At 55.4% G+C, this 25,661-nt stretch carries 21 protein-coding genes; 8 read left to right on the plus strand and 13 right to left on the minus strand.

The genetic code is table 11. From position 1 onward, the window contains the following. The first annotated feature begins 152 nt into the window (after nucleotides 1–152). From nagE to chiQ, 4 genes are all read left to right on the plus strand, one after another. On the plus strand, nucleotides 153–2,174 hold the full coding sequence (gene nagE / locus AC0TOY_RS21950; RefSeq protein WP_024907027.1) for an N-acetylglucosamine-specific PTS transporter subunit IIBC: 2,022 nt from the start codon (nucleotides 153–155) through the stop codon (nucleotides 2,172–2,174). Nucleotides 2,175–2,343: 169 nt separating this feature from the next. Continuing rightward, nucleotides 2,344–4,011 carry a glutamine--tRNA ligase gene (gene glnS, locus AC0TOY_RS21955; protein ID WP_032649541.1) on the plus strand — a complete coding sequence of 556 codons (1,668 nt, stop codon included), beginning with the start codon at nucleotides 2,344–2,346 and terminating at the stop codon, nucleotides 4,009–4,011. A gap of 446 nt (nucleotides 4,012–4,457) precedes the next feature. Further along, a complete protein-coding gene (chiP, locus tag AC0TOY_RS21960; protein ID WP_032649540.1) occupies nucleotides 4,458–5,855 on the plus strand; it encodes a chitoporin ChiP in 1,398 nt (465 codons plus the stop codon). Between the two features lie 47 nt (nucleotides 5,856–5,902). After that, on the plus strand, nucleotides 5,903–6,232 hold the full coding sequence (chiQ, locus tag AC0TOY_RS21965) for a ChiQ/YbfN family lipoprotein (protein ID WP_024908817.1): 330 nt from the start codon (nucleotides 5,903–5,905) through the stop codon (nucleotides 6,230–6,232). A gap of 96 nt (nucleotides 6,233–6,328) precedes the next feature. On the opposite strand, the gene fur is transcribed toward chiQ, so the two are convergent. From fur to ybfF, 4 genes are all read right to left on the minus strand, one after another. Then, nucleotides 6,329–6,775, minus strand: coding sequence for a ferric iron uptake transcriptional regulator (fur, locus tag AC0TOY_RS21970; RefSeq protein WP_023310771.1), 447 nt, complete (start codon nucleotides 6,773–6,775; stop codon nucleotides 6,329–6,331). Between the two features lie 290 nt (nucleotides 6,776–7,065). Then, nucleotides 7,066–7,596: a flavodoxin FldA gene (fldA, locus tag AC0TOY_RS21975; protein ID WP_008501067.1), complete on the minus strand. Its 531-nt coding sequence runs from the start codon at nucleotides 7,594–7,596 to the stop codon at nucleotides 7,066–7,068. 155 nt (nucleotides 7,597–7,751) lie between these two features. Continuing rightward, nucleotides 7,752–8,039, minus strand: coding sequence for a LexA regulated protein (gene ybfE / locus AC0TOY_RS21980; protein WP_024908816.1), 288 nt, complete (start codon nucleotides 8,037–8,039; stop codon nucleotides 7,752–7,754). A gap of 128 nt (nucleotides 8,040–8,167) precedes the next feature. After that, nucleotides 8,168–8,941: an esterase gene (gene ybfF, locus AC0TOY_RS21985; protein WP_024908815.1), complete on the minus strand. Its 774-nt coding sequence runs from the start codon at nucleotides 8,939–8,941 to the stop codon at nucleotides 8,168–8,170. Between the two features lie 183 nt (nucleotides 8,942–9,124). On the opposite strand from ybfF, the gene seqA reads away from it, so the two are divergent. After that, on the plus strand, nucleotides 9,125–9,673 hold the full coding sequence (seqA, locus tag AC0TOY_RS21990; protein WP_008501070.1) for a replication initiation negative regulator SeqA: 549 nt from the start codon (nucleotides 9,125–9,127) through the stop codon (nucleotides 9,671–9,673). 24 nt (nucleotides 9,674–9,697) lie between these two features. Then, the gene (gene pgm / locus AC0TOY_RS21995; protein WP_032649535.1) at nucleotides 9,698–11,338 is read left to right on the plus strand and encodes a phosphoglucomutase (alpha-D-glucose-1,6-bisphosphate-dependent); all 1,641 of its coding nucleotides are present in this window, start codon (nucleotides 9,698–9,700) and stop codon (nucleotides 11,336–11,338) included. A 104-nt stretch (nucleotides 11,339–11,442) separates the two neighbouring features. Here the strand turns inward: pgm and potE are convergent, their stop codons facing one another. The 9 genes from potE to kdpF all read right to left on the minus strand — a co-directional run bounded on the left by potE (nucleotide 11,443) and on the right by kdpF (nucleotide 23,375). Beyond that, nucleotides 11,443–12,756: a putrescine-ornithine antiporter gene (gene potE / locus AC0TOY_RS22000; RefSeq protein WP_248163596.1), complete on the minus strand. Its 1,314-nt coding sequence runs from the start codon at nucleotides 12,754–12,756 to the stop codon at nucleotides 11,443–11,445. Beyond that, complete coding sequence (gene speF / locus AC0TOY_RS22005) at nucleotides 12,753–14,951, minus strand: ornithine decarboxylase SpeF (protein ID WP_032649529.1); 2,199 nt, start codon at nucleotides 14,949–14,951, stop codon at nucleotides 12,753–12,755. Before speF ends, potE begins: the two co-directional genes overlap by 4 nt. A 255-nt stretch (nucleotides 14,952–15,206) precedes the next feature. After that, nucleotides 15,207–15,311, minus strand: a complete 105-nt coding sequence (gene speFL / locus AC0TOY_RS22010; RefSeq protein ID WP_003858645.1) for a leader peptide SpeFL — start codon at nucleotides 15,309–15,311, stop codon at nucleotides 15,207–15,209. Between the two features lie 278 nt (nucleotides 15,312–15,589). Then, nucleotides 15,590–16,267 (minus strand): two-component system response regulator KdpE, encoded by a 678-nt coding sequence (gene kdpE, locus AC0TOY_RS22015; protein ID WP_024908812.1) that lies wholly within the window; start codon nucleotides 16,265–16,267, stop codon nucleotides 15,590–15,592. Next, on the minus strand, nucleotides 16,264–18,951 hold the full coding sequence (kdpD, locus tag AC0TOY_RS22020; RefSeq protein ID WP_024908811.1) for a two-component system sensor histidine kinase KdpD: 2,688 nt from the start codon (nucleotides 18,949–18,951) through the stop codon (nucleotides 16,264–16,266). The genes kdpE and kdpD overlap by 4 nt, the downstream gene beginning before the upstream one ends. Beyond that, nucleotides 18,952–19,527, minus strand: coding sequence for a potassium-transporting ATPase subunit KdpC (gene kdpC, locus AC0TOY_RS22025; protein WP_208763624.1), 576 nt, complete (start codon nucleotides 19,525–19,527; stop codon nucleotides 18,952–18,954). It abuts the gene before it with no gap. A 12-nt stretch (nucleotides 19,528–19,539) separates the two neighbouring features. Beyond that, entirely contained in the window at nucleotides 19,540–21,588 is a 2,049-nt protein-coding gene (gene kdpB, locus AC0TOY_RS22030; protein WP_024908809.1) for a potassium-transporting ATPase subunit KdpB, read from the minus strand. Nucleotides 21,589–21,606: 18 nt separating this feature from the next. Continuing rightward, a complete protein-coding gene (kdpA, locus tag AC0TOY_RS22035) occupies nucleotides 21,607–23,286 on the minus strand; it encodes a potassium-transporting ATPase subunit KdpA (RefSeq protein ID WP_473722559.1) in 1,680 nt (559 codons plus the stop codon). Then, nucleotides 23,286–23,375 carry a K(+)-transporting ATPase subunit F gene (gene kdpF / locus AC0TOY_RS22040; protein WP_014069365.1) on the minus strand — a complete coding sequence of 30 codons (90 nt, stop codon included), beginning with the start codon at nucleotides 23,373–23,375 and terminating at the stop codon, nucleotides 23,286–23,288. Before kdpF ends, kdpA begins: the two co-directional genes overlap by 1 nt. Before the next feature lie 309 nt (nucleotides 23,376–23,684). On the opposite strand from kdpF, the gene AC0TOY_RS22045 reads away from it, so the two are divergent. After that, nucleotides 23,685–23,891 carry a YbfA family protein gene (locus AC0TOY_RS22045; protein ID WP_013097552.1) on the plus strand — a complete coding sequence of 69 codons (207 nt, stop codon included), beginning with the start codon at nucleotides 23,685–23,687 and terminating at the stop codon, nucleotides 23,889–23,891. Nucleotides 23,892–24,238: 347 nt separating this feature from the next. After that, nucleotides 24,239–25,651 carry a deoxyribodipyrimidine photo-lyase gene (gene phrB, locus AC0TOY_RS22050; protein WP_473722560.1) on the plus strand — a complete coding sequence of 471 codons (1,413 nt, stop codon included), beginning with the start codon at nucleotides 24,239–24,241 and terminating at the stop codon, nucleotides 25,649–25,651. The last annotated feature ends 10 nt before the right edge of the window (nucleotides 25,652–25,661 follow it).

The following is a 25,661-nucleotide window of genomic DNA, read 5'->3' on the forward strand; positions in this document are numbered from 1 at the left end:
ATCACAAAAAGTACGCGTTTAATTTGCGATACGAATTAATTTTTCACACACTCACAATGCCAGTGAATCATCAACTGTATCTATAGTTCGTGACACAATAAAAAAACAGAGCTGAGAACATGCCTTAAACGGGGTCTCATAGGGGGAAGAAAGTGAGTATTCTAGGTTATTTACAAAAGGTTGGTCGCGCACTGATGGTGCCGGTCGCCACGCTGCCTGCCGCAGCCATCCTGATGGGTGTCGGCTACTGGATCGACCCCAACGGCTGGGGTAATACCAGCGCGCTGGCGGCGTTCTTTATCAAGTCGGGCTCTGCCATTATCGACAACATGTCCGTGTTGTTTGCTATTGGTGTGGCTTATGGTATGTCCAAAGACAAAGATGGCGCCGCTGCGCTGACCGGTTTTGTCGGTTTCCTTGTGTTAACCACTCTCTGCTCACCGGCAGCGGTGGCCATGATCCAAAAAATCCCGGCGGACCAGGTTCCGGCGGCATTTGGTAAGATCAGTAACCAGTTTGTCGGTATCCTTGTGGGTATCATCTCCGCTGAACTGTATAACCGCTTCAGCAGCGTAGAGCTGCCAAAAGCGCTCTCCTTCTTTAGCGGCCGCCGTCTGGTCCCCATCCTGACCTCGTTTGTGATGATCGTTGTTGCGTTCATCATGATGTACGTCTGGCCGATGATCTTCGACGGTCTGGTGAACTTCGGTGAGCACATCCAGAAACTGGGTTCTGTCGGTGCGGGCGTGTACGCGTTCTTTAACCGTCTGCTGATCCCGGTCGGTCTGCACCACGCGCTGAACTCTGTATTCTGGTTCGATGTTGCCGGTATTAACGATATTCCTAACTTCCTGGGTGGCGCACAGTCCATCGAAGCAGGTAAAGCGGTTGTCGGTATCACCGGTCGTTACCAGGCTGGCTTCTTCCCGATCATGATGTTTGGTCTGCCGGGAGCTGCGCTGGCTATCTACCACTGCGCACGTCCAGAGAACAAAGCGAAAGTGCTGGGTATCATGATGGCGGGGGCGTTCGCGGCCTTCTTCACCGGTATCACCGAGCCGCTGGAGTTCTCCTTCATGTTCGTGGCGCCAGTTCTGTATGTGATCCACGCTGTGCTGACCGGTATCTCCGTGTTCATCGCTGCCAGCATGCACTGGATTGCCGGTTTCGGCTTCAGTGCGGGTCTGGTGGATATGGTGCTTTCTTCCCGTAACCCGCTGGCAACACACTGGTGGATGCTGATTCCACAAGGTCTGGTGTTCTTCGCGATCTACTACATGGTGTTCCGTTTCACTATCACCAAATTCAACCTGATGACCCCGGGTCGTGAGCTGGCCGTGGCCGGTAGCGAAGCGGATGGTCAGGATGTGAACGTGAGCGGTGCTCAGGATCAGGACGTTTCAGGTCTGGCGCGTCAGTACATCGCCGCTGTTGGCGGTTCTGACAACCTGACCGGTATCGACGCCTGTATCACCCGTCTGCGTCTGAACGTGAAAGATTCTTCCCTGGTGAACGAAGCGCTGGCCAAACGTCTGGGTGCTTCCGGTGTTATCCGCCTGAACAAAACCAGCGTGCAGATTATCGTTGGCTTCGTGGCAGAGAAAATTGCTAACGCCATGAAAACCACCGGTCCGGTAGCCGCAGCAGAAGCTTCTGCCGCACCTGCCGCCGCGCCAGCGGCTGCAAAACCGCAGGCAGTACCCAACGCCAAAACGGTAGCCGCGCTGGTTTCACCGGTAACCGGTGAAGTCGTTGCGATTGAGCAAGTGCCTGACGAAGCCTTCGCCAGCAAAGCGGTCGGTGACGGTGTGGCGGTGAAACCAACGGAAAAAACCGTTGTGTCTCCGGCGGCCGGCACCATCGTGAAAATCTTCAACACCAACCACGCGTTCTGCCTCGAAACCGAAAATGGTGCGGAGATCGTTGTCCATATGGGTATCGATACCGTTGCGCTGAACGGTCAGGGCTTTACTCGCCTGGTGGAAGAGGGCGCTGAAGTGGTGGCAGGGCAGCCGATTCTGGAAATGGATCTGGACTTCCTGAACGCCAACGCACGCTCCATGATAAGCCCGGTGGTTTGCAGCAACATTGACGACTTCAGCGGTCTGGTTATCCAGGCGAAAGGTCAGGTTGTTGCGGGTCAAACACCGCTATATGAGATTAAAGGCAAGTAATCGCTCCTGAGTAGAGTCATGCCTTAAGCGGCGGGGGATATCCTCCGCCGCTTTTTTTTGCAGCAAATGCCCCCATTATTTTCTTCAGAGACGTTTTAAGGGTTGTCACTACGTCCGGCTTATAAGATCATACGCCGTTATACGTTGTTTACGCTTTGAGGAATCCACGATGAGTGAGGCAGAAGCCCGCCCGAGTAACTTTATTCGTCAGATCATCGATGAAGATCTGGCCAGTGGTAAGCACACCACAATCCATACCCGTTTCCCGCCGGAGCCGAACGGCTACCTGCACATCGGGCATGCAAAATCTATCTGCCTGAACTTTGGCATTGCCCAGGACTACCAGGGCCAGTGCAACCTGCGTTTCGATGATACCAACCCAGTAAAAGAAGACATCGAATACGTTGAGTCCATTAAGAACGACGTGCAGTGGCTGGGCTTCAACTGGTCTGGCGACATCTGCTACTCCTCTGACTATTTCGATCAGCTGTACGCCTATGCGGTAGAGCTTATCAACAAAGGTCTGGCGTATGTCGACGAGCTGTCTGCTGACGAAATCCGCGAATACCGCGGTACGCTGACCGCGCCGGGCAAAAACAGCCCGTTCCGCGATCGCAGCGTGGAAGAGAACCTGGCGCTGTTTGAAAAAATGCGTGCCGGCGGCTTCGAAGAAGGCAAAGCGTGCCTGCGTGCCAAAATCGATATGGCGTCTCCGTTCATCGTGATGCGCGATCCGGTGCTGTACCGTATCAAGTTCGCAGAACACCACCAGACCGGTAACAAGTGGTGCATCTACCCGATGTACGACTTTACCCACTGCATCAGCGATGCGCTGGAAGGTATTACGCACTCCCTGTGTACGCTGGAGTTCCAGGACAACCGTCGTCTGTACGACTGGGTGCTGGATAACATCACCATTCCTGTGCATCCGCGCCAGTACGAGTTCTCTCGTCTGAATCTGGAATACACCGTGATGTCCAAGCGTAAGCTGAACCTGCTGGTGACCGACAAGCACGTTGAGGGCTGGGATGACCCGCGTATGCCTACCATTTCTGGTCTGCGTCGTCGTGGTTACACTGCCGCGTCTATTCGTGAGTTCTGCAAACGTATCGGCGTGACCAAGCAGGATAACACCATTGAGATGGCTTCCCTGGAATCCTGCATTCGTGAAGATCTCAACGAAAACGCCCCGCGCGCGATGGCGGTTATCGACCCGGTGAAACTGGTCATCGAAAACTATCCGCAGGGTGAAAGCGAGCTGGTCTCCATGCCTAACCATCCGAACAAACCGGAAATGGGAAGCCGTGACGTGCCGTTCAGCGGCGAGATCTGGATTGACCGCGCTGACTTCCGCGAAGAAGCCAACAAGCAGTACAAGCGTCTGGTGCTGGGTAAAGAAGTGCGTCTGCGTAATGCTTACGTCATCAAAGCCGAGCGCGTTGAAAAAGATGCGGAAGGGAATATCACCACCATCTTCTGTTCTTATGACGCTGAAACGCTGAGCAAAGATCCTGCTGACGGCCGTAAAGTGAAGGGCGTTATCCACTGGGTGAGCGCATCCCACGCGCTGCCGGTAGAAATTCGTCTGTACGATCGTCTGTTCAGCGTGCCTAACCCGGGTGCGGCGGAAGACTTCCTGGCGACCATCAACCCGGAATCGCTGGTGATCAAGCAGGGTTATGCGGAGCCTTCTCTGAAAGCCGCTGAAGCGGGCAAAGCGTTCCAGTTCGAACGTGAAGGTTACTTCTGCCTGGACAGCCGTTACAGCACCGCGGAAAAACCAGTATTTAACCGTACTGTAGGTCTGCGTGATACCTGGACGAAGATCGGCGAATAATATTGCTGCTCTGGTCAATGAGAGACAAACGCCGCACTGTGCGGCGTTTTTTTATTTAACGATCAGAGTATTAAGCCAGGGCTTAAAGAGGCGTCATGAAAATATCAGGTCAATGAGGTGCTACTTATTTTTTTAAAAAAAGTTTGTGCCATTGCGAAAATCAAAAATGTTACATAAAAGGAAAGAGATTCCACGTCTACCCACTGAAATACCTGATAATTCCCCGTCATTCCTCGCCTTCCCGTAAATGTTACAAAGCACTACCAATTATGTGCACTTCGTCATAATCCTGACTTTTGTCCGCTAAAAAGCATTGATAATTCGCGTCGCGAAAAATAACCTAAAGACGGTAGTTAATTCGAGGGTATTTAAAACTACCCCTGACCATTTGGTCTTTTTTATTTACGCCGTTTCAGGCGTTTTAATTCGTCAAAGAGGAATAATCTATGCGTACGTTCAGTGGCAAACGTAGTGCGCTGGCGCTGGCTATTGCCGGTGTGACAGCAATGTCGGGCCTGGTGATTGCGCCAGAGGCAAAAGCAGCGGGTTTCATCGAAGATTCTACCCTCACGGGCGGTATTTATTACTGGCAGCGTGAGCGTGACCGTAAAGACGTCACTGAAGATAAATACAAAACCAACCTTTCTCACTCCACCTGGAACGCCAACCTGGACTTCCAGTCAGGCTATGCCGCGGATATGTTCGGTCTGGATATTGCTGCGTTCACCGCGATTGAAATGGCGGAAAACGGCGACAGCGGCCACCCGAACGAAATCGCCTTCTCCTCCAGCAACAAAGCCTATGATGAAGACTGGTCCGGGGATAAGAGCGGTATAAGCCTTTACAAAGCCGCGGCGAAATTTAAATACGGTCCGGTATGGGCGCGCGGCGGTTATATTCAGCCAACTGGCCAGACTCTGTTAGCGCCACACTGGAGCTTTATGCCGGGTACCTATCAGGGTGCGGAAGCGGGGGCTAACTTTGACTACGGTGATGCGGGTGCGTTGAGCTTCTCCTATATGTGGACCAACGAGTACAAAGCGCCTTGGCACATCGAGATGGACAAGTTCTACCAGAACGATAAAAAAACCAAAGTCGATTACCTTCACTCGCTGGGCGCGAAATACGACTTCAAAAACGATCTGGTGCTTGAAGCGGCATTTGGTCAGGCACAAGGCTATATCGATCAGTACTTTGCCAAGGCCAGCTATAAGTTTGATGTCGCGGGTAGCCCGCTGAGTACCAGCTACCAGTTCTACGGTACGCGCGATAAAGTCAGTAACGGTGGGGTCAATGACATTTATGACGGCACCGCGTGGCTGCAGGCACTCACCTTCGGCTACAAGGTTGGCCAGGTTGATTTGCGTCTGGAAGGCACATGGGTGAAGGCGGAAGGGCAGCAGGGCTACTTCCTGCAGCGTATGACTCCGACCTACGCCTCCTCCAACGGCCGTCTTGATATCTGGTGGGATAACCGCTCAGACTTCAACGCCGACGGCGAGAAAGCGGTCTTCTTCGGTGCAATGTACGATCTGAAAAACTGGAACCTGCCTGGCTGGGCGGTGGGCGCTTCTTACGCTTACGCCTGGGACGCAAAACCTGCCGACATGGCAACACCGGATGCTTACTACGATCCCAACTATCGTCTGAAAGAGTCTTCCTACAGTCTGGATGCAATCTATACCCTGCAGGATGGCCGCGCGAAAGGCACGATGTTCAAACTGCACTTCACCCAGTATGACAACCACTCCGATATCCCGAGCTATGCGGGCGGTTACGGCAACATCTTCCAGGATGAACGTGACGTGAAATTCATGGTTATCGCCCCATTCACCATCTTCTGATAAACGCACTGGCGGGCTGAGTCCCGCCGGTATGGAGACTGTATATGATGAAAAAAATCGTAGTCGTCGCGTTGCTGGCATCAGGGCTGGTGGCGTGTGCTCAGACTCAGGCACCAAAAGAGGACTCCCGTCTGAAGGAGGCGTATAGCGCCTGCATTAATACTGCGGAAGGTTCGCCGGAGAAAATTGAAGCCTGTCAGAGCGTGCTAAACGTGCTGAAGAAAGAGAAAGCGCATGAGCAGTTCGCGACGCAGGAAAATGTCCGCGTAATGGATTACCAGGCCTGTATCCAGGCGCGTAAAACCGGTAACGATCAGGAAGTGGCGAAGCGTTGCGACCAGATTTGGAAAGAAATTCGAAGCAATAACAGTAAGTAACTCGCTGTTATCATGCCCGGTGGCGCTGCGCCACCGGGCATTTTTTTAGGCAAAAAAAAGCCAACCTTACGGCTGGCTCAGAGTATGAACACTTGTTTATTTCGCGTCGTGCGCGTGGTCGTCTTCGCGGCAATCGCCTTCAGCACAATGACCGTAAAGGTACAGGCTGTGGTTGGTCAGGCGGATGCCATGACGCGCGGCGATTTCACGCTGGCGTGATTCGATGGAATCATCGCTGAATTCAATGACCTTGCCGCAATCGAGGCAGATCAGGTGATCGTGGTGCTGCTGCTGGGTCAGTTCGAAAACAGATTTACCGCCTTCGAAATTATGACGGGTAACAATGCCCGCGTCATCAAACTGGTTCAGCACGCGATAGACGGTAGCCAGCCCAATCTCTTCACCCATGTCGATAAGACGTTTATAAAGGTCTTCCGCACTGACATGGTGATTGTCTGGACCCTGAAGCACTTCAAGGATTTTTAACCGAGGAAGCGTAACTTTCAGGCCAGCCTTCTTTAATGCGGTATTGTTGTCAGTCATGCGGAATCTGTCCTGTTGCTAAACGATTCACTTCTGTAGGAAGTGACAGAAAATGCACCTGGGATAATGCGTCTCATTATAGAACTGCCATGGCTAAATGAAAACTGCAAGTCTCAGGCAAAATATGCTTATAAAAATGGGGTATCACCAACAAACTTGCTCAATGGAAAACCACATTTTATCAGGGAGACATTGTACAGGTCTGGGCGAAAAAGTTAAAAGATTGTAGCGATTAATTTAATCGGTTTGACCTGGGGCATGGGCGCAACCGCAGTTGCGCCGCGAAATAATCAGGCGTTCAGAATATCGTCCAGGTGCAGTTCTTCACGGATCTGCTTCACCCACTTCTCAACACGCTCGGCGGTCAGTTCTGGCTGACGGTCTTCGTCGATGGCCAGACCCACGAAGTGATCGTCATCGGCCAGGCCTTTAGACGCTTCGAAGTGGTAACCGGCGGTCGGCCAGTGGCCTACAATAACCGCGCCATTCGGCTCAATGATGTCGCGGATGGTGCCCAGCGCGTCACAGAAGTATTCGGCGTAGTCTTCCTGATCGCCACAGCCAAACAGGGCGACCAGCTTACCGTTGAAGTCGACTTCTTCCAGCGTCGGGAAGAAATCATCCCAGTCGCACTGGGCTTCACCGTAGTACCAGGTTGGGATACCCAGCAGCAAAATGTCATAGCCTTCCAGATCTTCTTTGCTGCTCTTGGCGATGTCATGCACATCAGCAACGTCTTTACCGAGCTGTTTTTGAATGTTTTTTGCGATATTTTCAGTATTGCCGGTATCACTGCCAAAGAAAATGCCGATGATTGCCATGAGTAAAATAACCTCTTGAAACTTAATAGTATGGTGGCGCAATTCGGCCACGGATAAGGGCAATAATAGCAGAACTGGCAACCCTGCGGAAACAGCTATCGCGCAGGACTGCACTCTGTGCTACATGAAAAGGGCGATAAAGGGGATTTTCAGACTTATGCCTGGCCGCGTAACGTTTCAAGCTGAGCGATCAACATCTCTTCAATGAGTTCACTGCGGCTGATATTTCGCGCGTCGGCCAGCTCGTTCAGCGCATCGACGGCGTCGGCGTTAAGCTTCAGTTCGACACGCTTAAGCCCACGATTTTTATCGCGTTTAAGCTGGTTGCGTTTATTGATACGCAGCTGTTCATCGCGCGAAAGCGGATTCGTCTTGGGTCGTCCCGGGCGACGCTCATTCGCGAACAGATCTAGTGTCGTACGGTCCGTTTGTTCTTTGGCCATGATTCTGAGACTTCGGGGGAAACACGCCGCCCTGCTAATGCCCGGGCGATAAGCGCGCCATCATACATCACCAAAAACGGCACGCCAACGACTGGACGCCTGCAGCCTTCCAGTCGCTTTCTTTTTAATCAATTTGCAGTATCAGCAAGATAGCGGCGAATGGCGCGCAGCACGGCGTCAGGTTTTTCCGCATGCACCCAATGCCCGGCACCGGCAATAACGTGGGCGCGAGCCTGCGGGAATTGGGCCAGCAGCGTGTCGCGGTATGCGTCGGTTACGTAAGGCGAGTTTCCGCCGCGAATAAAGAGGGTAGGGTGCGGCCAGGCGGGGACGGTTTTCCAGCCCACGATGTTGTTGTACTGGTCCCAGAGCACCGGCACGTTAAAACGCCATTGCCCGTCAACAAACGACTTCAGCAGGAACTGCACGACGCCTTCTTCATCAAGATGCTCACGCATGACGGCAGCCGCCTGTTGGCGTGTCGCGACACCCGCTTCTGTGACCGCATTAATGGCGGCAAAAATCTCGTCGTGACGACGGACGTCATAATCCACGGGCGCGACGTCAATTACCACCAGGCCGCTAATACGGTCCGGGGCCAGTGCCGTCAGGGCCATCACCGCTTTACCACCCATTGAATGCCCGATCAGCGTTACCTTCTGCAGGCTATGTGCGTCCAGTGTATCCAGCAGATCCTGCGCCATCGCCGCGTAGGTCATCTCGTCGGAACGCCCGGAAAGACCGTGATTGCGCATATCGACCTGTAAAATATCGTGGTCGGTAACCAGATCGCGTGCCAGCACGCCCAGGTTATCCAGGCTGCCAAAAAGCCCGTGAACCAGTACGATGGGAGAATTATTGTTCGGCGATTGTGCAGTTTGCGCTCGGGTATTCAATTTCATGGCAAAGTTCTTTTTTTACGTATGTCAGGTTAGGGTATCATGTTGACCATTCTGCCGCCCGGCTGCAAGGTTCCAGTTTAATCTGACTTTTGCCGCCAACCTGGTTTGACGCTATCCGCTGTTGGGATTTGACCTTATAATCCCAATGACTTGTATTCAGATAAGATATCGCACTGGATTAAGATGAAAACAATCGAAGTTGATGACGAACTCTATCAGTATATTGCCAGCCAGACGCGGCATATCGGGGAGAGCGCGTCCGACATTTTACGGCGCATGCTTAAAATTTCCGCCGCTTCACAGCCTGCTACCCCAGTCACCAAAGATGTCGTGTCTCAGCCGAGCGTTGTTGCACAAGCAAAACCTGCCGTGACGCCGGCAAAAGATAAAGTGCGCGCGATGCGCGAGCTGCTGCTCTCCGATGAATATGCGGAACAGAAAAAGGCGGTTAACCGCTTTATGCTGGTGCTGTCTACACTTTATTCACTGGATAACAAAGCGTTTGCTGAAGCGACCGAGTCGCTGCACGGTCGTACTCGCGTCTATTTCGCGGGCGACGAGCAGACGCTGCTGCAAAATGGCAATCAAACCAAACCCAAACATGTTCCTGGCACCCCGTACTGGGTGATCACCAATACCAATACGGGCCGCAAGTGCAGCATGATTGAACACATCATGCAGTCCATGCAGTTCCCGGCGGAATTGATTGAAAAGGTTTGCGGTACAATTTAACCCTTGCATCAGAAGGACCCGGTAATGGCAAATCACAGCCGTGCAGGCCAACCTGCACAACAAAGCGATTTGATTAACGTCGCTCAGCTGACCGCGCAGTATTACGTGCTGAAGCCGGTCGTGGGCAACGCAGAACACGCAGTGAAGTTTGGTACATCTGGTCACCGCGGCAGCGCGGCGCGCCACAGCTTTAACGAACCGCACATTCTGGCCATTGCTCAGGCCATTGCGGAAGAGCGCGCTAAAAACGGCGTTACCGGTCCGTGCTACGTGGGGAAAGATACCCATGCCCTGTCTGAACCGGCGTTCATCTCTGTTGTGGAAGTGCTGGCTGCAAACGGCGTCGATGTCATTGTTCAGGAGAACAATGGCTTCACCCCAACGCCTGCGGTCTCTAACGCCATCCTGGTACACAACAAAAAAGGTGGCGCGCTGGCTGACGGTATCGTTATCACGCCATCCCACAACCCGCCGGAAGACGGTGGCATCAAATACAACCCGCCTAACGGTGGCCCGGCCGACACCAATGTCACCAAAGTGGTGGAAGATCGTGCGAACGCCTTGCTGGCTGACGGCCTGAAAGGCGTGAAGCGCATCTCTCTGGATGCGGCCATGGCGTCCGGCCACGTGAAAGAGCAGGATCTGGTTCAGCCGTTCGTGGAAGGGCTGGCGGATATCGTCGATATGGCGGCCATTCAGAAAGCCGGCCTGAAGCTGGGCGTGGATCCGTTGGGCGGCTCTGGTATCGAATACTGGAAGCGTATCGCCGAGCATTACAAGCTGGATCTGACCATCGTGAACGATCACGTCGATCAGACCTTCCGCTTTATGCACCTGGATAAAGACGGCGCGATCCGCATGGACTGCTCTTCCGAGTGCGCAATGGCGGGCCTGCTGGCGCTGCGCGATAAATTCGATCTGGCGTTTGCGAACGACCCGGATTATGACCGTCACGGTATCGTCACTCCTGCCGGGCTGATGAACCCGAACCACTATCTGGCGGTTGCGATTAACTACCTGTTCCAGCACCGTCCGCAGTGGGGAAAAGAGGTGGCCGTCGGTAAAACGCTGGTTTCCTCGGCGATGATCGACCGCGTGGTCGAGGCGCTGGGCCGCAAGCTGGTGGAAGTGCCGGTGGGCTTCAAATGGTTCGTTGACGGTCTGCACGACGGCAGCTTTGGTTTCGGTGGTGAAGAGAGCGCGGGGGCCTCTTTCCTGCGTTTCGACGGCACGCCATGGTCAACCGATAAAGACGGCATCATCATGTGCCTGCTGGCGGCGGAAATCACCGCGGTCACCGGTAAAAACCCGCAGGAACATTACAATGATCTGGCGGCACGCTTTGGTGCACCAAGCTATAACCGTATTCAGGCTAGCGCGACGTCAGCTCAGAAAGCGGCCTTGTCCAAACTCTCTCCGGAGATGGTCAGCGCAAGCACCCTGGCAGGTGACCCGATCACCGCGCGTCTGACGGCGGCACCGGGCAACGGTGCCTCCATTGGTGGGCTGAAAGTGATGACCGAAAACGGCTGGTTTGCCGCGCGTCCATCCGGTACGGAAGATGCGTATAAAATCTATTGCGAAAGCTTCCTCGGCGCTGAGCACCGTCAGCAGATTGAGAAAGAAGCGGTAGAGATTGTCAGCGAAGTGCTGAAAAACGCGTAAGTGCGGTTTGGGTGCGGGCTGATGCCCTCACCCCGGCCCTCTCCCACAGGGAGAGGGAGAAAACAATAAAAACGGCAACCCTTGGGTTGCCGTTTTGCTTTTACCTAACTGTGCTTGTTCTTCAATTCAAACCGTGGTGACACCAGACCGTACAGCGTCCAGCCCATAAAGGTCACCATCGCGCCATACAGCATCGCTTCCTCACCGGATGAGTAGAGCGCGTAGAAGCTGTAAATCGCGCCAATCAGCGCCACGATATTCGCCGCACGCGCCTTGCGTGGATCCACCTTCGCGACTTTCTGAATAATCACCAGCGCCGCCATCGACAGAATATACGGAATGATATTTGTCACGACCGCCAGGTTGACCAGCACGTTGAACTGGCTGTTTAGCGACGGGCTAATGGTCATCAGCGACAATCCGCTCTGGAAGATGACAATCGCCAGCATGCCCTGCACCGGCGCATCGGCTTTGGTCACGCGGGAGAAGATTTTTGGGAAGTAACCTTCATCAGCGGAGGATTTAAACACCTGTGCGATGGTGAACTGCCACCCAAGGAGTGAACCGCAGCAGGACATCACCATCAGACCCATGATCACTTTCCCGACTTCCGGAGTGAACATCTGCGCGAAGGCCAGCCCGAACGGCGCCGTGGAGTTAGCCAGATCCATATTCGGTACGATGCCCGCAATGACGTTAGTCGAGACGATATAGATCACCGCCGCGCCCAGCGTTCCGCCAAGGACCGCAATCGGCACGTTCTTTTCAGGATTGTCCACCACTTCCGCGTTCGCGCAGGCGGATTCCAGCCCCAGGAAAGCCCAGAGCGTCATAGCGATAGAAGAGCCCACAGCGGTAAAGAACGGCACATGGTGCGGGTTCCAGGAGTTGGCGTACAGCGTCGGGCTGAACCAGAACCAGCCGATGATGCACAGGCCGACAACCGGGATAATCACGCCCCAGACGGTGATACTGGAGAGCTGTCCGGTGATACGCGCGCCGCCAAAGTTAGCTACGGTGCAGATCCACAGAACCCCGATGGTCGCCAGCCCAATTTGTACCGGGCTGAGCGTCGCGCCAAACAGCTCCGTACCGTAACCTACGGCGGAGATGGCAATCGCCACGTTGGCGATCAGCAGCGACACGCCGTAGGTGTAGTTGGCCATAAAGTTGCCCGACTTGCCAAAGGCGTATTCGGCATAGCCCCCCATCCCGCCTGACTTACGACTGAACATCCCGCACTTGGCGAACGCCCACGCCAGCGCCATTGAACCGACTGCCGTCACCAGCCAGGAGATGATAGAGATGGTACCCACCTCTGCAAGCTTGGTGGGCAGCATGATAATCCCGGAGCCCATCATGTTCACCATGGTGAGGATGGTCAGCTGCACCACGCCCATCTTATTGGACTTACTCATAATTTCTCTCCTTTCAGCAGCGCGGGCTGAGCGGCGGGTTGTTTGATGACATTGCAGCGAACCTGTTTGCGGCCCTCACACTCCTCGACGTACACACCCTGCAGCTCCGGCGCGAAGCCCGGCAGAAGGTTGATGCCTTCTTCCAGGGCGGCAAAGTAGCGCAGCACGGAACCGCCCCAGACTTCCCCTGGGACAACACACAGCACCCCCGGCGGATAAGGAAGTGCGCCTTCGGCGGCGATGCGGCCTTCCGCGTCGCGCAGGGAGACCAGCTCAACTTCACCGCGCAGATAGGCGTAGTTCGCGTCCTGCGGGTTCATCATCACGCGTGGGAAGTGAGACTTGCGGAACATCTCTTTCTGCAGCTGTTTCACGTTGTGACGGGCGTACAGGTCATGCATCTCCTGGCAGATCTGGCGCAGGGTGTAATCCGCGTAACGTTCCGGATGCTGTTTGTAGAGAGAAGGCAGGACCTCTTTCAGCGGAACATCGCTCTCGAGCAGTTTTTCGAAGCGCACCAGCTGGGCCACCAACTGTTGAAGTTTGCCCATATCTTCCGCAGGCGTGAGCAGGAACAGGATCGAGTTGAGATCGCATTTTTCCGGCACGATGCCGTTTTCACGCAGGAAGTTGGCGAGGATAGTGGCGGGCACGCCGAAGTCGTCATACTCCCCGGTGCGGGCGTTAATGCCCGGCGTGGTCAGCAGGAGCTTGCATGGGTCGATAAAATACTGATGCTCTGCGTAGCCTTCAAAAGCGTGCCAGTTTTCACCCGGTACGAAGTGGAAGAAGCGCAGGTCGGTCGCAATCTCCGCCGTATCCCAGCTTTCCCACGGACGGCCATCCACCGTCTCCGGCACGAAGGGACGCAGATACTGGCAGTTTTCCAGGATCAGCTTGCGCGCTTCGATACCGTTCACCACGCAGTCCATCCACATGTTGCGGCCGCTCTGGCCTTCATGCATACGGGCGTTAATGTCCAGCGCGGCAAACAGCGGATAAAACGGGCTGGTGGAGGCATGCATCATAAAGGCATTATTCAGCCGCTTATGCGGGACATAGCGCTGTTGCCCTTTGATATGGCTGTCTTTCTTGTGAATTTGCGAGGTCTGGGAGAAGCCTGCCTGCTGTTTATGCACGGACTGGGTGACCAGGATCCCCGGATCGTTTTCGTTCAGCTCCAGCAGCAGCGGCGAGCAGTCGGCCATCATCGGAATAAACTGCTCGTAACCCACCCAGGCTGAGTCAAACAGGATGTAATCACACAGGTGCCCAATCTTATCCACCACCTGACGGGCGTTATAGATGGTGCCATCGTAGGTACCCAGTTGGATCACCGCCAGACGGAACGGACGCGCATCGCGTGCACGGCCCGGCGCCACCTCTGCTACCAGCTCGCGCAGATAGCTTTCTTCAAAGCAGTGGGCGTCAATGCCACCAATGAAGCCGTACGGGTTACGCGCGGTTTCGAGATAGACCGGCGTTGCGCCAGCCTGGAGGAGGGCACCGTGATGGTTAGATTTGTGGTTGTTACGGTCGAACAGCACCAGGTCGCCCGGGGTGAGCAGGGCGTTAAGCACCACTTTGTTGGATGACGAGGTGCCGTTCAGCACGAAGTAGGTCTTATCGGCATTAAAGACTTTTGCCGCATGCTGCTGGGCAATGCACGGTGCGCCTTCGTGGATCAGCAGATCGCCCATTGCGACGTCGGCGTTGCACAGATCGGAGCGGAAAAGCGTCTCACCAAAGAAATCGACAAACTGATTACCGGCTGGATGGCGGCGGAAGAACTGACCGCCCTGATGCCCAGGACAGTCAAACGCGCTGTTACCCTGCTTCACATAGTCGACCAGGGCGCGGAAAAACGGCGGGCGCAGTTGGGTTTCGTACTTCAGGGCTGCTGCTTCCAGCTGGCGTCCATAAAAGTCGTTGCTGGTGTCTGAATACTCAAATACGCCATGAATGCGCGATAAATAGTCTGCCGGAATGATCTCTTCTTTATGCGTCGCGACAAAAACAGGAATGCCAAAACCGGTGGCTTCTATTTCGTCCAGGATACCGCTGGCAATATCCGTTACCGCCAGAACAATGGCGGCAACATCAATATAATCAGAAGCGCGGACATCCACCAGTTCACGCTGGGTGGTAAAGCAATCCGGACAGGCACGGCTGGCTGCGATTTTTAAACTTTTCATCTTTCTCTCTTTATTTTAGGTAATAAACGTCCCTCGATTTCTTGCAAGAAAGAAATCGATAATTTTCCGGAAAAAAAAGCAAAGGGTGGCCGCTGATTTAAATCAGTGAATTGCTTTTTTGATGATTGAAATTCAGTCCGCCCGGTGCGGATGAGTCTGAATCAAAATGAATGAGCGCACGAGTTCACAGGCAATAGCCTGTAAAATAAGGTGTTTCAGGATGACCTGTAAGCGAGTGCGCCAGAAGTCGAAGGACTACCGGGCATTAAAGAGATGAAAGTCAAAGCAGTTTCGGTGGGCAAACATCATGATATGTGTTGTCCGCCTTATATGGGGCATTAAACGATTGTTGTTTTCCATGATTCATTTTCCTTTCAGTAATTGAAAGCATGGTCATTTTATCCAGGAAAAGGCGATTAACCGTGAGGTAGATCACCGATAATCGATCAAATCAGAAATAAATATTCGTTTTAGATGAATATCGCAGATCAAAATTCTGATTTGTTGATGGTGCGTTAATGGGTTGTGTTATCAATGTTTTAAATGAGCAAAAATAACCCGTAAAAATAACGTATGGGTTATTTGTGAAATATTTTCTGAGGGATTAAGTTTTATTTAGAAATAAAATGAATAGTTATTCAAAGCATAAACCGATAACCGATACCGGTTTCAGTTAATAGATGGCGAGGGCGAGCGGGGTCGACTTCGAGTTTCTGACGAAGATGTCCCATATATATGCGTAAATAATGACTATGTTCCACAGCGTTGGGTCCCCACACCTGACTTAACAGTTGGCGTTGGGTGAGTACCTTACCGTGGTTGTTGAGCAGTACGGCGAGCAGGCGAAATTCTATCGGCGTGAGGTGAATCTCCTCATCGCCGCGCACAATGCGCCGCGCGGCCAGGTCAACCCGGATATCCCCAAACGTGTAGGTTGGGTCAGCAGGTGTGGTTGCGCTGTGGCGACGCAGCGCCACGCGAAGGCGGGCCTGTAGTTCGCCGATCCCAAAAGGTTTAATCAGATAGTCATCCGCCCCGGCATCCAGCGCCGCGATTTTATCCGTCTCTTCAGTACGGGCGGAGAGCACGAGGATCGGCATCTGGCTCCACTGACGGACTTCCCGGATAAAATCGATGCCGTCACCGTCCGGTAGGCCAAGATCGAGGATCACCAGGTCCGGCTTGCGGGTAGCGGCTTCAATTAAACCCCGCTGAAGCGTACCCGCATCATGAACGCGCAGACCGTCTCCTTCCAGCGCAGCGCGCAGAAAACGGCTAATGGCGATCTCATCTTCAACAATCAGAACGTTGATCACAAATCCTCTGGTAATTCATTAAGTTCTGGCGGGGTTTCCAGAGGAAGTGTAACACAAAACCGCGCGCCGCCTTCCGGACGATTCTCTGCGGAAATGGTCCCGCCATGGACGTCAATGATCGCCTGGCAAATCGCCAGCCCCAGCCCGACGCCTGGAATGGCCGACTCCTTATTGCCGCGTGCGAATTTCTCGAAAATAGCCAGCTCCTGCCCGGCTGGGATGCCGGGGCCGGTATCCCAGACGTCAAGACGAAGCGTACCATCGTCCACCGTCGCATCCACCCCAATCCGGGCGCTGGAGCCCGCATATTTGCCGGCGTTCTCCAGCAGGTTGATCAGCACCCGCTCAAACAGCGGACCGTCGACGTGAATTAACGTCAGAGGCTCGGGCATGTTCAGCGCGATATGTCGCCCACCCAGGCCGGGTTCGAGCATTTTCAGGGCGCTGCCCACCACCTCTTCCAGCGTGAGCCACTCTTTTTTGAGGTTAAAACCGCCTGACTGGATACGCGCCATATCGAGCAGGTTATTCACCAGGCGCGTGGTATTCAGCACATGCTGGCGGATCTCACTGGCCTGAAGGGCGTGTTTAGAGCCTTCCGCCGCCAGGTCAAGCGTCAGGATTTCTGACTGACCAAACAGGACGGTGAGCGGGGTCCGCAGATCGTGAGAGAGCGCCGCCAGCAGCGAGTTACGAATGCTTTCACGCTCGCTCGCCAGACGGGCCTGTTCCTCGCTGGCGGTAAGGGCCAGTCGTTCCAGCGCGCTGGCAACCAGCAGCGTAAACGTCTCCAGTAAACGCTGCTGTTCGGGGATCATCAGCTGGCGCAGGTTGGAAGGCTCTACGATGACCAGCCCCTGATTTTTATCGGCACTGCGCAGCGGCAGAATTTGATAGGGCACGCCGGGGAGGGTGTCGGTCCCTGCGCCCGCCGGTAAGCCTTTGTCAAAGCTCCAGCGCGCGATGGCTTCGTCCCAGGGCGTCATGCCGCTGGCCGAGGTCAGCGGGCGCAGCTTGCCGTGTTCGTCCGGGAGTAAAATCAGGTTGCTGGCATGAAACGTCGAGCGAATAAACTGCTCGCTGGTCTGCACGATATCCAGCGGCGTACGGCCCACCGCCAGCGATTTCGACATCTCATAGAGATGGCGCGTACGCTGTTCGCGGTAGCGGGCGATGCGCGCCTGGTAGCGCACGCCCGCCGTCAGATTCCCGATCACCAGCCCGACGGTGAGCATCACCGCAAAGGTGAGAATGTATTGTACGTCCGAGACGGCGAGCGTCCCGCGGGGAGCAATAAAGAACAGATCGAAGCTGATGACGTTGACAACCGTCGCCAGTACCGACGGCCAGCGCCCGTAAAAGAGCGCCACCACCACCACGCCAAGAAGGTAGATCATCACCAGGTTGGCGGCATCAAACGCAATCAGCCACTGGCTGGCAATGACGGTAATCAGGGCGCAGAGCACGACGGCGACAAGACAGCCGCGAAGTTGAATGCGCCATTTATCGCTGAAGGTGCGGCTGTCCGGCGCGCGATTCGGTAAGGGGGTAGGTTTGTCATCCAGCGCCACGATCACCAGATCCAGATCCGGCGCACGACGAGCCAGCTTGTCGGCAAAGGATTCGCGGCTAAACCAGCGGCGATGCTGGCGACGGCCAATGACGATTTTCCCCAGGTTGTGCTCGCGCGCGTAGCGCAGAATGGCTTTATCTTCCTGAGGATCTGAAAGGGTGGCGGTTTCGGCACCCAGCTCCTGCGCCAGGCGCAGCGAACTCAGGATCGCGCGACGCTGGTTTTCGGGCAGCGCGTGCAGCTGCGGCGTTTCGACATATACCGCATGCCAGACGCTGCCAAATTTGGCCGCCAGGCGCGCGGCGGTGCGGACAAGTTTTTCGTTGCCGCTGCCGTGGCCGACGCACAGCAGGATGGCATCCCGCGTGTGCCAGACGCGTTCCTGGCCCTGCAGGTCGCGCCAGGCGCGCATCTGATCGTCCACCCGGTCGGCGGTTCGGCGCAGGGCCAGCTCGCGCAGGGCTATCAGGTTGCCTTTACGGAAGAAATGTTCGATGGCGCGCTCGGCCTGGCCGGCGATATACACTTTGCCTTCGTGCAGGCGCTGGCGCAAATCATCGGGGGGCAGGTCGACCAGCACCACCTCGTCCGCGGAATCAAAGAAGGGGTCGGGCACCGTCTCGCGCACCTGAATGCCTGTCACGCCGCTGACCACGTCGTTCAGGCTTTCAAGATGCTGAACGTTAACCGTGGTGAACACATCGATGCCAGCTTCAAGTAGCTCTTCAACATCCTGCCAGCGTTTTGGGTGGCGTGAGCCTGGCGCATTGCTGTGCGCCAGTTCGTCCATCAGGATAAGGGCGGGACGGCGGGCGAGGGCGGCATCGAGATCGAATTCGGTGACTAACCGACCGCGATGGCTGATGCGGCGGGGCGGCTGGGTAGCCAGCCCCTTCAGCAGCGATGCCGTCTCTTTACGTCCGTGGGTTTCAACCACGCCGATCAAAATATCGAGCCCCTGCGCCCGAAGCCGCTGGGCTTCCGTCAGCATGGCGAAGGTTTTCCCGACGCCCGCGCAGGCGCCGAAGAAAATTTTCAGTTTGCCACGATGGGCTTCAGCCGTCTGTTCAAGCAGCCTGTCCGGATCCGGGCGCATGGGCTCGTCGGTCATTTAGTTTTTCCTTAGCGCGTCCAGCGCCAGATTCAGCTCAACAATATTTACCACGGGCATGCCGATGAAGCTGACCAGCGGCTTTTGCGTGTGCTCTGCAACCAGCTGGCTCACCTGTTCGACGGTTAGCTGGCGGGCGGCGGCGACGCGCGGGATCTGCCATGCCACGGCTGCCGGCGTCAGGCTGTAGTCCAGCCCGCTGGCCGAGGCGGTCACCAGCTCCACGGGTACTTCCCGGCTGGCCTGTGGATTCGCGGCGCGAAGGGTTGCCACGCGCTCAGCGACGGCTTTGTCCAGCTCCGGGTTGCTGCCCGCCAGGTTGCTGCCGCCGGATGCCATCGGATTATACGGGCTTTCGGCAGTGGCGGAAGGGCGTCCCTGGAAGTAGCGGGCATCCGTAAAGTTCTGACCAATCAGGCGAGAACCGCGGTTTTCACCGTTTTGCAGTATCAGCGAGCCGTTAGCCTGATCCTTAAACCACCACTGGCCCAGCGCGGTGGTCACCAGCGGGTACAGCCCGCCGGTAATGAGAGACAGCAGAATAAACAGAAGTATAGCGGGGCGTAACATGGTCATTTGATTCACCTTTTAAACCAGGCCGAACAGCGTCAACAGCAGGTCGATAACCTTGATACCGACGAAGGGCACCACCAGCCCGCCCAGGCCGTAAATCCACAGGTTACGGCGCAGCATGGCGGCCGCCGTGAGCGGCTTGTAGCTCACGCCCTTCAGCGCCAGCGGGATCAGGAAGACAATAATCAGGGCGTTAAAGATGACTGCGCTCAGAATGGCCGAGGCCGGAGAGTGCAGGTGCATCACGTTCAGGGCGTTTAACTGCGGATAGGTCGCGGCAAACGCGGCCGGAATGATGGCGAAATACTTCGCCACGTCGTTGGCGATGCTGAACGTGGTCAGCGACCCGCGCGTCATCAGCATCTGCTTGCCGATGTGTACCACTTCGATCAGCTTGGTCGGGTTAGAGTCGAGGTCGACCATATTGCCCGCCTCTTTTGCCGCCTGGGTACCGGAGTTCATTGCCACCGCCACGTCGGCCTGCGCCAGGGCAGGGGCATCGTTGGTACCGTCACCCGTCATCGCCACCAGACGGCCTTCCGCCTGATACTGACGAATCAGTGCCAGCTTGGCTTCCGGTGTGGCTTCGGAAAGGAAATCATCCACGCCCGCTTCGGCGGCAATCGCCGCGGCGGTAAGACGGTTATCCCCGGTGATCATTACCGTTTTGATCCCCATCTTACGCAGCTGGGCAAAGCGCTCCTTGATGCCGCCTTTGACGATATCCTTCAGCGCAATTACCCCCAGCACATGGGCCCCTTCGGCCACCACCAGCGGCGTCGCCCCCTGACGGGCCACGCTTTCGACCAGGCTGTCCACTTCCGGCGGGAAGTGACCGTTGTTAGCCTCGATGTGGCGGCGGATGGCGTCAACCGAGCCTTTACGGATCATGCGATCCTGAATGTTAATGCCGCTCATGCGGGTTTGCGCCGTAAAGGGCACGAACGTGGCGTGCAGGCTCTGAACGTCGCGCTGGCGCAGGTTAAAGCGCTGCTTGGCGAGGATCACGATACTGCGGCCTTCCGGGGTTTCATCGGCAAGCGAAGAGAGCTGTGCGGCATCTGCCAGCGTTTTTTCATCCACGCCCGGGGCGGGTAAGAAATCTGACGCCTGACGGTTACCGAGGGTGATGGTCCCGGTTTTATCCAGCAGCAAGACGTCCACGTCACCGGCGGCTTCCACCGCACGCCCGCTGGTGGCGATAACGTTGGCACCGAGCATACGGCTCATGCCGGCCACGCCGATGGCCGACAGCAGGCCGCCAATGGTGGTTGGGATCAGACAAACCAGCAGCGCCACCAGTACCGTGACGGTGACCGCGGTACCGCCATAGGCAGAGAATGGCCACAGCGTCGCGGTTGCCAGCAGGAAGACGATGGTCAGGGCCACCAGCAGGATGGTCAGGGCAATTTCGTTTGGCGTTTTACGACGCTGGGCGCCTTCCACCATGGCGATCATCCGGTCGAGGAAGGTTTCACCCGGGTTAACGCTGCACTGGATCACCAGCCAGTCGGAGAGAATGCGCGTCCCGCCCGTCACGGAGGCGAAATCGCCGCCGGACTCACGGATCACCGGCGCGGATTCGCCGGTGATGGCGCTTTCATCCACCGATGCGCCCCCTTCAATGACTTCGCCGTCGCAAGGGATGATGTCACCGGCTTCCACCAGCACCACATCGCCTTTACGCAGTTCATCCGCCGGAACGTGGTCCATCTGCGCGCCGTATTTCGGTTCGCGTAGCTTGCGCGCGAAGGCGGTTTTTTTCACCCCTTTCAGGCTGTTGGCCTGGGCTTTACTCCGGCCTTCCGCCAGTGCTTCCGCAAAGTTGGCGAACAGCACGGTAAACCACAGCCACAGGCTGATGGCACCGGTAAACATCGCATTCCCCGGCATGTGGCCCGTTCCCATGGCAATCGCCAGGCCGGTGGTCAGGACGCTTCCCGCCCAGACAATAAACATCACCGGGTTGTGCCACTGCACGCGCGGGCTCAGCTTTTTCACCGCATCCATGAGCGCCTGACGAACTAATGACGGTTCGAACAGGGCCAGTTGTTTACGACTCATGACAATTTCTCCGCAAAATCAGCGTAAAGAGAGGTATTCCGCGACCGGGCCTAACGCGAGGGCGGGGATAAAGGTCAGGGCGCCGACCAGTAACACGGTGCCCGTCAGCAGGCCGATAAACAGCGCGCCGTGGGTCGGTAACGTCCCGGTGGTGGTCGGTTGGATTTTTTTGTTCACCAGCGATCCGGCAATCGCCATAACCGGCACAATGATCCCGAAACGACCCATGAACATGCAGAACGCCAGCAGGCAGTTCCAGAACGGTGAGTTGGCGCTTAAGCCTGCAAAGGCGCTGCCGTTGTTGTTGGCGGCAGAGGAGACGGCATACAGCACTTCACTAAAACCGTGAATGCCAGGGTTAAAGATGCCGCTGCGTCCGGCCTCGGTCATCAGGGCCAGCGCGGTGCCGAGCAGCACAAGCGCCGGGGTGACCAGAATCGCCAGCGCGGTTAATTTCATCTCGCGGACGTCGATTTTTTTACCCAGATATTCCGGGGTGCGGCCAATCATCAGACCGGCAATAAACACCGCCAGCAGCACGAACAGCAGCATGCCGTACAGACCAGAGCCTACGCCGCCAAACACCACCTCGCCAATCTGCATCAGCCACATCGGGATCATGCCACCCAGCGCCGTAAAGGAATCGTGCATGGCGTTGACCGCCCCGCACGAGGCAGCCGTGGTGACCACCGCATACAGGCTGCTGGCAAGAATGCCAAAGCGGCTCTCTTTACCTTCCATGTTGATTGCGCTGTCGGCACCCAGTGTCAGGAAGTGCGGATTACCCTGCCATTCGGCCCACATCACCAGCGCAACACAGACCACGAAGATAAGCGACATGGTCCAGAGCAGGGTGCGCCCCTGACGGCGATCGTTAACCACGTCGCCAAAGGCAAAGCAGAGCGCGGTGGGGATCAGGAAAATCGCCAGCATCTGCACAAAATTGGTCAGGGCGGTAGGGTTTTCAAACGGGTGCGAGGAGTTGGCGTTGAAGAAGCCGCCACCGTTCGTCCCGAGCATTTTGATGGCTTCCTGCGACGCCACTGGCCCCATCGGCAGGAGCTGTTTTGCGCCTTCCAGCGAGGTATAAGGTGCGTAAGGCAGCAGGTTTTGCAGGCTGCCCTGCTGAATGAAGAACAGCGCGATCAGCAGCGCAATCGGCAGCAGGATCCACAGCGTAATGCGCGTCAGATCCACCCACGCGTTACCCAGCGTGCTCACTTTCTGGCGCGCAAACGCACGCGTCAGCGCGAAGATCACCGCAATACCGCTCGCGGCAGAGAGGAAGTTCTGCACGGTTAACCCGACCATCTGGCTGAAGTAGCTGAGCGTGGTTTCACCGGAATAGGACTGCCAGTTGGTGTTGGTGACAAAACTGACCGCCGTGTTAAGCGCAAGATGCCAGGACAGGCCCGGTAACTGTTGCGGATTCAGCGGCAGAATGCCCTGCAACATCAGCATGGCAAAAAGCGCAATGAGCCCAACGATATTCAGCAGCAGAATGGCGATCAGATAGTCACGCCAGTTCATCTCCCGATCGTCTATTCCCAGTACGCGCCAGATCCCTTTTTCAACGCTTCCCGTGCCGGGCAGGGGAACGTTATTGATTAGCCGTGCCAGCCCCGAGCCCAGCGGCCTTGCCAGGACGAACAACACCACTAAGAAACTGGCAATAAGCAAAAACGCCTGAGCAGCCATCAGAATGCCTCCGCATTAATCAGGGCATAAACCAGATAACCCAATAACAGGAACACCAGCACGATGCCGGCAATAAGACCTGCACTCACAATCCACCTCCGGGTGACTTTTGTTGTTGTGCTAACGGTAGGATTTATGGCGCAAAGATTTCGCAAAAATGAGAAGGGCGGGTGTAAAAAAAGTATAAAAATGGCAAAGCCCACAATTTAACTATTGATAAGTAAATCGTTAACTTTTTTGTAACTTAATTACAGTGTGAGTGTAAATTTTTGCTAAACGGACGAAAATAAGTGGTCGGATGAGTAGTAAAATTACAAACAAAGCGATATTATTTTAGCCAGGTCACAGATTTTGAATTTTCCGGATGACGTTTCCGGCCAACTATAGGGGAGAAAAATATGGATCTTTATAAAGAGTATCCGGCTCATATCGTGTTCATGCGCCGCGCTTTCGCCGTAGTGGCTGGCGTGCTGGCTCTGCCGGTGATGCTGTTCTGGAAAGATCGTGCACGTTTTTATAGCTATCTGCACCGCGTCTGGGCGAAAACCAGCGAGAAGCCGGTATGGATGGATCAGGCCGAGAAAGCGACCTGCGACTTCTACTAAGACTACACACAGCAATAAAAAAACCGCCAACAGTAATGTGGCGGTTTTTTTGTCCCTCGGGATTCGCGGTCCGTTGGGTGGTCTTCCAGCCCCTACCCGGGATTTTTATCATCCCCTCCTGTAAGCAGATGGCAATCCCTCGAAGCCTTTATAAAATCCTAATAAGTGATGAGCCGATCGGGTTTGTTGCTTTAACCACGATCTCGCAGGACAAGTAGCGTTAAGGCCGCCTCGGGCGGCCTTTTTTATTTCATCCCGTCTACACTTCATGGCAAAGTAGTTCAATGCATGCTTTTTCCTTTTACGGCATGCCCTTACGGACATAATGGATATTTGCCTGGAGTTTTATGCCCACCCATCTGGTTTGGTTTCGCGCGGAACTGCGCGTACATGACAACATCGCCCTCGCGGCAGCCTGCCGCGCCAAAGACGCTAACGTACTGGCTCTGTTTGTGGCTACGCCCGGGCAGTGGCGGCAGCATGATATGGCGCCACGCCAGGCGGCCTTGCTGCGGGCGTATCTGACCGATCTGCAGCATTCGCTTGCCGGAAAAGGCATACCGCTGATTTATAAAGAGGTAAGTGATTTTGCCGCACAGCTGCAGACGGTGCAGGAGACCTGTAAGCAGCACAACGTCACGCATCTTTTTTACAACTATCAGTACGAATTCAACGAGCAGCAGCGCGACCGTCAGCTGGAGAAGATACTGGAAGATGTGGTCTGTGAAGGATTTGATGACAGCGTGATGCTGGCGCCGGGCAGCGTGATGACCGGCAACCGTGAAATGTATAAAGTTTTCACACCGTTTAAAAATGCCTTTATCAAGCGTCTGAAAGAGTCGCTGCCGGAGTGCGTTGCCGCGCCTGCCGCGAGGGGCGAACCCCTGAAGGACCTGCCTGAACTGACGTTCGATTATCCTCAGCAGCCGTTTGATAAAGCGCTGTTCCCCGCCGATGAGAAAGCGGCCATCGCCCAACTGCGCCAGTTCTGCAAACAGGATGCGGCCAACTACGACGCGCGTCGGGATTTTCCCGCCATCGAGGGCACCAGCCGCCTGTCGGCCTGTCTGGCACTGGGCGCGATCTCTCCTCGCCAGTGTTTACATCGTCTGCTGGCGGAGCAGCCGCAGGCGCTGGAGGGCGGCGCTGGGTCCGTCTGGCTGAATGAACTGATCTGGCGTGAGTTTTATCGCCATCTGATGACGTATCATCCCGATCTCTGTAAGCATCGTCCGTTCATTCCCTGGACCGACAACGTAAAATGGCAGCACGAAGAGGCACTTTTACATGCCTGGCAAAAAGGAGAGACGGGCTATCCGATAGTCGATGCTGCGATGCGTCAGCTCAATGAGACCGGGTGGATGCACAACCGCCTGCGAATGATCACCGCCAGCTTTCTGGTGAAGGATCTGCTTATCGACTGGCGTATCGGAGAGCGCTATTTTATCTCTCAGCTGATCGATGGCGATCTTGCCGCGAATAACGGCGGCTGGCAGTGGGCAGCCTCAACGGGCACCGATGCGGCTCCCTATTTCCGGATTTTTAATCCAACCACTCAGGGACAAAAATTTGATGAGGACGGCGAGTTTATCCGCCGCTGGGTCCCTGAACTTAAGGAGATACCGGCTAAAGCGATCCACGAACCGTGGGCATGGGCGGATAAACAGCGTGTAAAACTGAATTATCCCCGCCCGATTGTCGATCATAAACAGGCGCGTGTCGCCACGCTGGCTGCGTACGAAGCGGCCCGCAAAGCATAAGAGAGTGATG

Source organism: Enterobacter sp. PL_is379 (genome assembly GCF_055817355.1).

Coding starts and splice junctions, on each gene's coding strand:
- glnS (WP_032649541.1), top strand. CDS start 2,344: ATGAGTGAGGCAGAAGCCCGCCCGAGTAACTTTATTCGTCAGATCATC.
- chiP (WP_032649540.1), top strand. CDS start 4,458: ATGCGTACGTTCAGTGGCAAACGTAGTGCGCTGGCGCTGGCTATTGCC.
- chiQ (WP_024908817.1), top strand. CDS start 5,903: ATGAAAAAAATCGTAGTCGTCGCGTTGCTGGCATCAGGGCTGGTGGCG.
- fur (WP_023310771.1), bottom strand. CDS start 6,775: ATGACTGACAACAATACCGCATTAAAGAAGGCTGGCCTGAAAGTTACG.
- fldA (WP_008501067.1), bottom strand. CDS start 7,596: ATGGCAATCATCGGCATTTTCTTTGGCAGTGATACCGGCAATACTGAA.
- ybfE (WP_024908816.1), bottom strand. CDS start 8,039: ATGGCCAAAGAACAAACGGACCGTACGACACTAGATCTGTTCGCGAAT.
- ybfF (WP_024908815.1), bottom strand. CDS start 8,941: ATGAAATTGAATACCCGAGCGCAAACTGCACAATCGCCGAACAATAAT.
- seqA (WP_008501070.1), top strand. CDS start 9,125: ATGAAAACAATCGAAGTTGATGACGAACTCTATCAGTATATTGCCAGC.
- pgm (WP_032649535.1), top strand. CDS start 9,698: ATGGCAAATCACAGCCGTGCAGGCCAACCTGCACAACAAAGCGATTTG.
- potE (WP_248163596.1), bottom strand. CDS start 12,756: ATGAGTAAGTCCAATAAGATGGGCGTGGTGCAGCTGACCATCCTCACC.
- speF (WP_032649529.1), bottom strand. CDS start 14,951: ATGAAAAGTTTAAAAATCGCAGCCAGCCGTGCCTGTCCGGATTGCTTT.
- speFL (WP_003858645.1), bottom strand. CDS start 15,311: ATGGAAAACAACAATCGTTTAATGCCCCATATAAGGCGGACAACACAT.
- kdpD (WP_024908811.1), bottom strand. CDS start 18,951: ATGACCGACGAGCCCATGCGCCCGGATCCGGACAGGCTGCTTGAACAG.
- kdpC (WP_208763624.1), bottom strand. CDS start 19,527: ATGACCATGTTACGCCCCGCTATACTTCTGTTTATTCTGCTGTCTCTC.
- kdpB (WP_024908809.1), bottom strand. CDS start 21,588: ATGAGTCGTAAACAACTGGCCCTGTTCGAACCGTCATTAGTTCGTCAG.
- kdpA (WP_473722559.1), bottom strand. CDS start 23,286: ATGGCTGCTCAGGCGTTTTTGCTTATTGCCAGTTTCTTAGTGGTGTTG.
- AC0TOY_RS22045 (WP_013097552.1), top strand. CDS start 23,685: ATGGATCTTTATAAAGAGTATCCGGCTCATATCGTGTTCATGCGCCGC.
- phrB (WP_473722560.1), top strand. CDS start 24,239: ATGCCCACCCATCTGGTTTGGTTTCGCGCGGAACTGCGCGTACATGAC.